At 59.5% G+C, this 8,899-nt stretch carries 7 protein-coding genes; 6 read left to right on the top strand and 1 reads right to left on the bottom strand.

Translation table 11 applies throughout. The features are described 5' to 3' along the window. Nucleotides 1-365 precede the first annotated feature (365 nt). The 4 genes from AC6FTP_RS23785 to AC6FTP_RS23770 all read left to right on the top strand — a co-directional run bounded on the left by AC6FTP_RS23785 (nucleotide 366) and on the right by AC6FTP_RS23770 (nucleotide 5,784). Nucleotides 366-635 (top strand): hypothetical protein, encoded by a 270-nt coding sequence (locus tag AC6FTP_RS23785; RefSeq protein ID WP_497209400.1) that lies wholly within the window; start codon nucleotides 366-368, stop codon nucleotides 633-635. Nucleotides 636-802: 167 nt separating this feature from the next. Then, the gene (locus tag AC6FTP_RS23780) at nucleotides 803-2,248 is read left to right on the top strand and encodes a sulfatase (RefSeq protein WP_497209399.1); all 1,446 of its coding nucleotides are present in this window, start codon (nucleotides 803-805) and stop codon (nucleotides 2,246-2,248) included. 156 nt (nucleotides 2,249-2,404) lie between these two features. Further along, nucleotides 2,405-3,232, top strand: a complete 828-nt coding sequence (locus AC6FTP_RS23775) for a ThuA domain-containing protein (RefSeq protein WP_497209398.1) — start codon at nucleotides 2,405-2,407, stop codon at nucleotides 3,230-3,232. Further along, nucleotides 3,229-5,784 (top strand): DUF4838 domain-containing protein, encoded by a 2,556-nt coding sequence (locus AC6FTP_RS23770; protein ID WP_497209397.1) that lies wholly within the window; start codon nucleotides 3,229-3,231, stop codon nucleotides 5,782-5,784. The genes AC6FTP_RS23775 and AC6FTP_RS23770 overlap by 4 nt, the downstream gene beginning before the upstream one ends. A 72-nt stretch (nucleotides 5,785-5,856) precedes the next feature. Here AC6FTP_RS23770 and AC6FTP_RS23765 read toward each other — a convergent pair whose 3' ends face one another. Then, nucleotides 5,857-6,162 (bottom strand): hypothetical protein, encoded by a 306-nt coding sequence (locus AC6FTP_RS23765; RefSeq protein WP_497209396.1) that lies wholly within the window; start codon nucleotides 6,160-6,162, stop codon nucleotides 5,857-5,859. A gap of 12 nt (nucleotides 6,163-6,174) precedes the next feature. On the opposite strand from AC6FTP_RS23765, the gene AC6FTP_RS23760 reads away from it, so the two are divergent. Both AC6FTP_RS23760 and AC6FTP_RS23755 read left to right on the top strand, forming a co-directional pair. Beyond that, nucleotides 6,175-7,641, top strand: a complete 1,467-nt coding sequence (locus AC6FTP_RS23760; protein WP_497209395.1) for a zinc-binding metallopeptidase — start codon at nucleotides 6,175-6,177, stop codon at nucleotides 7,639-7,641. Then, a complete protein-coding gene (locus AC6FTP_RS23755) occupies nucleotides 7,638-8,711 on the top strand; it encodes a sialidase family protein (RefSeq protein ID WP_497209394.1) in 1,074 nt (357 codons plus the stop codon). Before AC6FTP_RS23760 ends, AC6FTP_RS23755 begins: the two co-directional genes overlap by 4 nt. Nucleotides 8,712-8,899: the final 188 nt, after the last annotated feature.

Here is an 8,899-nt window from a genome sequence, read left to right as displayed (position 1 = left end):
TCAAGTTTCGTCGCCTCCGGCGTGTCTTGTTGATAGGGGCCCAGAAGAGTGCGCATACCCCGACTCATTGAGCCAAGAGCGCAGATGTTCAAGACTTGTTCTGCCGCAAGTTTTGTCACAGATCTGCAGTTCATGTGAATCAATGCTTAGGAGGCACCTGCCTGCATGACAAAACATGACAACTCAAGCTCACCACTCTGCGAAAACGTGCACATGCACCCGCGATAAGGCTTGAGGGAATCCCCGGAAATACGAAGGTTCACGCACCATTCCCATGATCACATCACCCGCACAGTCCTCTGTGCGGTGATCCGAGCATTCCAAATCATCCGCACAGAGGACTGTGCGGACCACTCTTCAAAGCCATGCCCTTCGATCCATCCAAACCCGCGAACAACTCGCCGAACTCATCGGCAGAGATGCGCAGCCAGCTCACCTCGCTCAACGCCGACATCCAACAACGAGCGACGATCAACGACCTGAACAACGCCATCGCCAATGCCTTGGCCCAAACGAGCAACAACAGCAACGGCGTCGGCACGCTGGGCATCGGAGCCGATGGCAGCTATAACCAGTCCCAGATGCAGGATTTGATCAACAAGGTGGATGAGCTGATCAATGCGCTGAGAAGGTAGATTTCGCAGGCACAGCGATAAGGGGAGGCCCTGCGGCAGAAGCTGAATGAGATGATTCTGAACGGGCGGCGGTAGTTTCCGAACCTCGGGCGACATGGCAGGATGATGACAACTTTTGGCAGACCTAGACCATGTATTCCCGAATGGAGGGGCGTTTTACTTCACACATGAAATCCCGGCGTTTCTTCTACCTCCTCACGCTGCTGCTCGCGCCGCTCGGCGTTCAGACTTCATCACTCGCTGCCGAACAGCGTCCCAATGTCATCTTCATCGTCGTTGACGACCTCGGTTACGGCGAACTCGGTTGCTATGGCGGCAAAGACATCCCGACACCGCAGATCGATGCACTCGCGGCGAGTGGGGCGCGATTCACGAGCGGGTATGTCACCGCGCCGTTTTGCGCGGCCTCGCGCGCGGCGTTGATGACGGGGCGCTATCAGACCCGGTTTGGTTTTGAATTCAATCCCATCGGCGCGAAGAACGCTGCGCCGGGCATTGGCTTACCAGTCGCGGAGAAGACGGTGGCCGATCGCCTGCGTGATGCGGGCTACGCGACGGGGTTGGTGGGCAAGTGGCATCTTGGTGGCACGGCAGCGTTTCATCCGCAGCGGCGTGGCTTTGATGAGTTCTTCGGTTTTCTGCACGAGGGACATTTCTATGTGCCGCCGCCGTGGCAGGGCGTCACGACCTGGCTGCGCCGCAAGACCCTGCCGGATGGCGGTCAGGGCCGGTGGACCTCACCCGATGGACGCATCGTGTGGAGCACCCATCTCGGCTCGAGCGAACCCGAATACGACACCGACAATCCCTTGCTGCGCAGCAGTCAGCCCGTGGATGAACGGGCGAACCTCACGGATGCCTTCACGCGTGAAGCCTGCGATTTCATCGGCCGGCATCGCGCGCAGCCGTTCTTTCTTTATCTCGCCTACAACGCCGTCCACAGCCCCATGCAGGCCACGGACGATTACCTGAAGAAGTTCGCGCACATCGAAGACATCCAACGCCGCCTCTTCGCCGCCATGCTCGCGCATCTCGATGACAGCGTGGGCAAGGTGCTCGTTCAACTCCGTGACAGCGGCATCGAAGAGAACACGCTCGTTGTTTTCTTCAGCGACAACGGAGGCCCCACCCAAGAACTCACCTCCAGCAATGCTCCGTTGCGCGGTGGCAAAGGCGAACTCTGGGATGGCGGTATTCGTGTGCCCTTCATCGCCTCGTGGAAAAATCACATCAACGCAGGTCAGGTGGTGGAGGCACCCGTGGCGTCCATCGACGCCACCGCGACCGCTCTGAAAGTGGCTGGTGCTTTAGCTCCAGAGCCTTCGACCAAAGCCGAAGCAAAGTTGGACGGCATCAACCTCATGCCCCTGCTCACCGGCAAGACCACGCAACTGCCCGAACGTCCCTTGTTCTGGCGCGTTGGCAAAAAGAACGCCCTGCGTCTCGGCGACTGGAAACTCATTCGTGATGGCAAGGAGTGGCAACTCTACGACCTCACGCATGACATCAGCGAGACCCGAAATCTCGCCACCCAAGAACCCGCCCGCCTCCAGCAAATGTCAGCGCTATGGGACAAGTGGAACGCCGAACAAATGGAACCCCTGTGGAAATAAGGAACCCATTTTGATGAAGCTCACATTCCTCACCGCACTGTTGCTCGCGCCGTCGGCCACTTTCTTCCGCCAACCACAAGAAGGCCCGAGAACAGCCCGCATAGAATGACGTTGAGCATTCTCCGATCATCTCAACGATGCATTCAACCCATCACTATGAAGCATCTCATCCTCTCCCTGCTCCTGCTCGCCAGCATCGCTCACAGTCATGAACCCGCAGCGCCCGTGCCCAAGGGCACCGGATTGAAGGTGCTGGTGTATTCGAACACCGGCTACTATCGCCATCCCGAAACGCCAAAGATCAATCGCTGGCTCGTCCTGCTCGGTCACGAAAACGGCTTCGAGGTGGACGTGACGGAGCATTGGAAAGACATGCGTGCCGAGGAACTGAGCCGCTACGACGTGCTCGTGCTCAACAACGCCAACGAACTCGACCAGGTGCTGCCCGAGGAGCAACGCAAGTCGGTGGAGGAATGGTTCACCAAGGGTGGCAAAGGCATCGTCGGCCTGCACGCGGCGTTGGTGCATCAGACCAATTGGCCGTGGCTGAATGCGCTCGGCGGTTGCGACTTCAATAGCGACTCCGACTTCAGCAAAGCGAAGGTCACCATCGATCCCGCCGCGAAGGATCATCCCTCCGTCAAAGGCCAACCCGCCGAGTTTTGGATCGAAGCCGACTGGACCAATCACGACCGCGCCGTCACCGGCCAGCCCGGTTTCAACGTCCTCATGCGCGTGGACGAAACCACTTACACGCCTGTGCGTGATTACTTCAAAACTCGCAACGGCAAGCCCATGGGCGCGGATCATCCCATTGCCTGGACCCACGAACCCGCGACCGGTGGCCGCTTTTTCTACACCGAGTTCGGCCACGACCTGCGCTCGCTCAACACACCGTTCGCACGACAGCACATTCTCGAAGCCATCAAGTGGGCCGCGAAGGCGGTGAGCCCTGCGAGTCAAAAGCAGCAAATTGAACCATGAAACACGCCCTCACCGTTGCCTCCATCATTTTGAAATCAGCTGGGCAGACTGTTTGTCGGCCTTTTTCGGATCAGTTTCGTCGGCTATCTACGCTGCGCTCGGCTCTCACCGCCCTGCTGCTCGCCCCGCTGGCCGAGCTGCAGGCCGCTGACACCTTCCTCATCGAAAACGGCCAGCCTCGCGCGGAGATCATCATCGCGGAAAAACCGGCGCGCATGACCAAGCTGGCGGCGAAGGAGTTGCAGACTTACTTGGAGAAGATCAGCGGGGCGAAGCTCGATGTCGGCACGGCGCCGACGGCGGGGAAGGCGCATATCTTCCTCGGCAAATCTTCGCACACGGAGGCGTTGAAGCTTGCGACGGATGGACTGGAGAATGGGGCGTTTCGCATGGCGTCGGGGGCGGACTGGCTGGCGTTGGTGGGGCCGGATGAGGACTTTGTTCCGATCGAGCCTTGGGGACGGATGCGCAGCACGGCGGAGCAGGCTCGGGTGAATGCGGAGTTTGATAAGATCACGGGTGACACGTTTTGGAATCACTTCGGCTACATCTATGCGCGCTATCACAAGGATCTGGACGTTTGGGATTACGACGACGCGGGGACGCTCAATGCGGTGTATGAGTTCCTCCGCAGTCTCGGTGTGCGTTGGTTTGCGCCGGGGGAACTCGGCGAGGTGGTGCCGAAGATGGCGACGATCACGTTGCCGGGCGTGAACAAGACGGTGAATCCGGATTTCGGCCTGAGGCGTTTCACCTTCTACACGGAGCACACCGGCCTGGCTGACAAGGGCATCTGGATGCTGCGATTGGGCTTGAACCAAGCTCACAAGATCGGCGGCATCTCGCAGGTTTGTCACGGCGCGAAGTTTTTCATCATGCGCGAGGAAATGAAGCTGGCGCACCCAGAGATGTATCTGCTCACCGGCGGCAAACGCGACACCACGACGAAGGGCAGCGGCTATCCCGATCTCAACTCGCCACTGTTCTTCGAGAAGCAGCTCAAATACTCTCGCGTCATGTTCGATCACTTCCGCGAGCCGATGCTCAGCATCGACCTCGTGGATGGTTACGGCGGCATGACTTCGGATGATCCGAAGTGGATGGCGCAGCTCACGCAGGATCGAGGTTGGTCGGGCACGATGTCGGATCAGGTCTGGGGCTACCTCAATCGCGTGGCGCTCGAACTTTATCAATCGCACCCGGATCGCCTCGTGAGCGGACTCGCCTACAGCGCCTACAAAATGCCCCCGGCGAAGCTCGACAAACTCAGCCCGAACCTCGTGCTCATCGAGACGCGGCAACGCCAGAGCTTCTGGGATGAAACGAAGCGCAGCGAGCACCGCAGCTTGCGCGAGGATTGGACGAAGAAACTCACTTCCGGCAAATACCTCACCTGGGACTACAACATCAACGCGCGGCCCGAGCAGGCCGGACGGCCCGTCGTTTATACGAAGCAAATCTCCAGCGACCTGCGCGAGCTGAAAGGCCACACGCTCGGCGAGATGATCGAAATCTACGATCATCCTGCCGGGAAAGAGAACAGTTTCGGCTACGATCCGTTCGCGCTGGAGCACCTGAATCTCTACGTCACCTCACGCCTCTGGTGGGACGCCGGTCAAAGCCTCGACGCGCTGCTGACCGACTACTTCACCAGCTACTACGGCCCCGCGGCCAAGCCGATGCAGGCCTTCGCAGAGTTCTCCGAGGCCAACTGGATGCACATGGGCCAGGACGGCGCGAAGATCGGCGAGGCCTTCACTTTGCTCGCCGCCGCGCAAGCTGCCGCCGATCCACAATCGCTACCCGGTCGTCGCATTCAAAAAATCGCCGACCTCATGAAGCCGCTGCACACGCTGCAACAGCAACTCAGCCGCAAGCACGACACCACGCTCGATTACCGCGTGCTGGAGACAAATCAGACCGGCGGAAAGCCGCTGCGCGAAAAAGCCTTCGATGGCCAGGTGCTCAAAGACTTCTGGACCGACGTGCGCAGCGCCCCGCTCGTGAAGCTCACGCCCGAGGCCCCGCGACCCACCGCCAACGCGATGTTCCAGATCCAGCGCGAAGGCAGCATCCTGCACATCGGCATCGTCTGCCAGGAGCCCGACATGCCCGGCGTCAGCATCGCCACCACTACCGCCGATGATCCAAAACTCCTCGAAGGCGACCACATCACGCTGCTCATCGAGACCGCGTCCAACAGCTACTACGAAATCGCCATCAACCCCGCGGGCACCGTTCTGGAGATCGACCACGGCAAGGACGGCAAAGGCGTGAAGTGGACCTCCGGCGCACAGTTCGCCGTGCATCGCGGCGACAAGGAATGGAGCATCGAAATGCGCCTGCCCATCACCGGCGAAGGCTCCCGCATGATCGACCCGCTCAAAGGCATCGACGGAGCCCAGCCCAAGGATTTGTTCCCCTGGCACTTCAACGTCTGCCGCCAACGCGTGCGCGGCACGACCATCGAGCGCACGGCTTTTTCAGCGACGGGGAAGGACGACTTCTACGTGCCGGAGAAGTTCGCGAAGCTGTGGGGGAAGGGGAAGTGATGAGGACAGGAACCGCGCCATGGTTCAGCCGGACAAGCCTGCCGACCTGCCGGAGATGAAGGTAGCCCCAAGCTATCGTTGAACACGACACAAAGAGTCATGAAACACACCCTCAAACTCCTCACCGCCACCGCCCCACTTTGCATGCACAGTTTCAAAACATCTTTCGCAATCGCCGCTGTCGGCATGCTCGCCGCTTCGGCGTTCGCGCAGAACCTTGAGAGGATCGGAGGTAAAAAGCAAGGAGGCCAAGTGAATGGCGGTGCTTTGATCGATCAAAACCAAAAATTCGCTCCAGTCGTTCAACGGTTCCAAACGGACTTCGGGGTCACCATCAACCTGGCGCCTTTCGATGATCCGGTTGTTGCCAAGAACCATGTCGTGACGGTCTTGAAGACAGAGCAGCTGGACAATGCATTGCAAATCCTCACCTGGGTGGAAGCCGAGTTGAAGCGCTACCCGGCTGGATTCTTGAAGAAGCATGGCTCCAAGAACCTCGTCTTGGCGAACGCCTACATCTCCAAGTCCGCCAAAGGCCCGGCGGCGGCTTACTCACCGACCTTCATCACCGACAGAGCCAGTGATTCGATCCTCGTGACCGTGCCGACGACCATGACTCCTTCACTCGAAGTCCTTGGTCGTGGTTACATCCACCACACGCTGTTCAACTACATGCTTGCGGACGTAAAGTCGACCCATTCGCCGCTCACCCTCGCAAACTGGAAAACGCTGGAGTCCGATGTCTCGAAGCTCGAAACCGAGAGCGCCAAACGGACCACCAAGGCAAGCAACGGACGAGAGGGACTCTACAAAATGCTGTGGGAGCCCTTTGAGTTCAATGAACTGATCACGCTCGCCAAAACCGACGCCAAATTGAAGCAGCGAATGGAGATCGTGCAGTCCTATGTGCAATCGCTCGATCCGCAGTTCAATGAAGCCTTCTGGGCCGTCCTCGCCACGATTCCCGAGCATCAGCGCACCGTTTGTCTCAACGACCTCACGGACACGCACAGCCATGACAAGATCAAGACCGACCCCGAGCTCCAAAGCGACATCCGCAAGCTGGAAGAGCAATGGGGCTTCAAAGTGGTGTGGGAGCCAGGTTCCCCCGCGCCGCCCATGCCGGCGAAAGTGCGGCTCGAATACTCCTACTTCACCGACAAGAAGTTGAACGAGTTCAGATCGTTCATGCGCATGTGCCGCGAGCAGTTGGAAATCTATCCCGAGCAGATCACCAAGCGGCTCAATGTGAAGAATCTCTACATGCTCGACACCTTCAATTTCCGAGGCTCCGGTGTCGCCGGACAAGGCATGAGCTGGCTGCCCCAAGTTTCATTCGCTTATGGCCTCCGCACGTTTGATCCGGCCAAACCCGCATCCATGGACTTCCTCCGCCGCACCATTCACCACGAAGTGCTCCACCTGATGGACCGTGAGTTCTCCAAAGAAGGCGGCCCCATCTACGGCACGAACTGGGACAGCCTAAATCAAGAAGGATTCCACTACAAAATCGGCAGCCCAAGCGCTGCCAGCAGCCCCAGCCAACTCCGCTTCTACAAAGACAACACCAAGTGGCAAGGCTTCGCCGAACCCTACGGCATGAACATCGCCACCGACGACCGCGCCACGCTCTATGCCCGACTCATGACCGCGCATGTAGCTGATGAAGGACGAGGCGACCAGACCTTCCTCGACAAACTAGAAACCGACAAGATCCTCAAAGCCAAAGCCGACCGCATGATCGGGTTCTTCCAACTCCTCAAGCGCGATCTGGCCATTCCGTTACCTAGTCCACTGTATTCAAGACTCGAAGGCATTCTCCGTTCGCAGAAGGCCAATCCGAAACAGGAACAATGAAACACACCGTCTCGCTCCTCACCTTCCTGCTGCTCGCGCCACTGGCCGCGCTTCACGCCGCCGAAGCATTTCCCATCGAGATCACTGGCCGCGCGGTCATCTTTAACCACACCAGCACCGATCCGAAGGACCCGGCGAACACTTCGGGCTACAATCTCGGAGCCAGCATCACCGTGCTGCCGGATGGGCGGGTGATGGCGGTGTGGTTTTCGTCGCCATCGGAAGGGGCTGAGTCGCAGCGCATCATGCAGGCGTTTTCGGCGGATCAAGGGCGCACCTGGGGCCAGGCGACCGTCTTGCAGGACTTCGCCGGGAAGGCGGACTTCGATCCCGCCTTATTCGTCGCAGGGAAGGAGACCTTCCTGTTCTTCTCCGCCTTCAATCCGCAGATCGACATCTACTTTCGCCGTAGTAGCGACTCCGCGAAGACCTGGACCGAGCCGGTGAAGCTCGGTCAGCCGAATCACACCACGCGCGCGAACGGCATCGTGTTGTCCACGGGCGAACTGCTCGCCCCATTGCACCTCCGCGGGACGAAGGCGGGCGGCGTGATGAAATCTCGCGATGGCGGCAAGACGTGGACGCGCTTCGGCGCGGTATCCACTCCTTTGGGACAGGGCGGCGAGCCGACGATCGCAGAGACGAAGTCCGGCGCGATCCACATGCTGCTGCGCACCAAGGACGGCCAGCTCTGGCGCTCCATCAGCCTGGACAAAGGGGAAACCTGGAGCGCGACGGAAAAGACCGGTCTCACCTCCACCTCAAGCGCCAGCCATCTGCTCTGCACCCGCAAAGGCACGCTCGTGCTTACCTACAATCCCGGTCCCGATCCCCACCGCTTTCCTCTTCATATCCGCGTCTCACACGATGAGGGCAAAACTTGGAGCGAACCCACGCTCCTCGCGGATCGCCCAGCCAAAGGCAGCGGCTGGTCCATCTGCTATCCAACGCTCACCGAACTGCCCGATGGCACGCTCGTCGCCATCTGGACGCAGAAGAAAGACTCACCCGGCGAGCTGTATGGCGACATCCACTCGGCGCGTATTCGAGTGCCCCCTCAGTCCAGATAACGACCGGAATGGCCGCGCTCGCCAGGAACCCCTCTCGCGACAGGGATGCGCAGAAATCGAAACCATGACACCACCGACACACTCGCTTCTCTTCACCACTGCACTCACCTTGCTCCTCGCTCAGTCCTCCGCCGCTGCGCCCGGCCCGGCAGAAGCGGCTCCAGCGTTCGAGGCGATGCTGAAGGTCG

The sequence above is a fragment of the Prosthecobacter sp. genome (assembly GCF_044378005.1).
Taxonomy (GTDB): domain Bacteria; phylum Verrucomicrobiota; class Verrucomicrobiia; order Verrucomicrobiales; family Verrucomicrobiaceae; genus Prosthecobacter.
The sequence above is the reverse complement of the archived record's forward strand: the minus strand, read 5'-3'. Positions and strand labels throughout refer to the sequence as shown.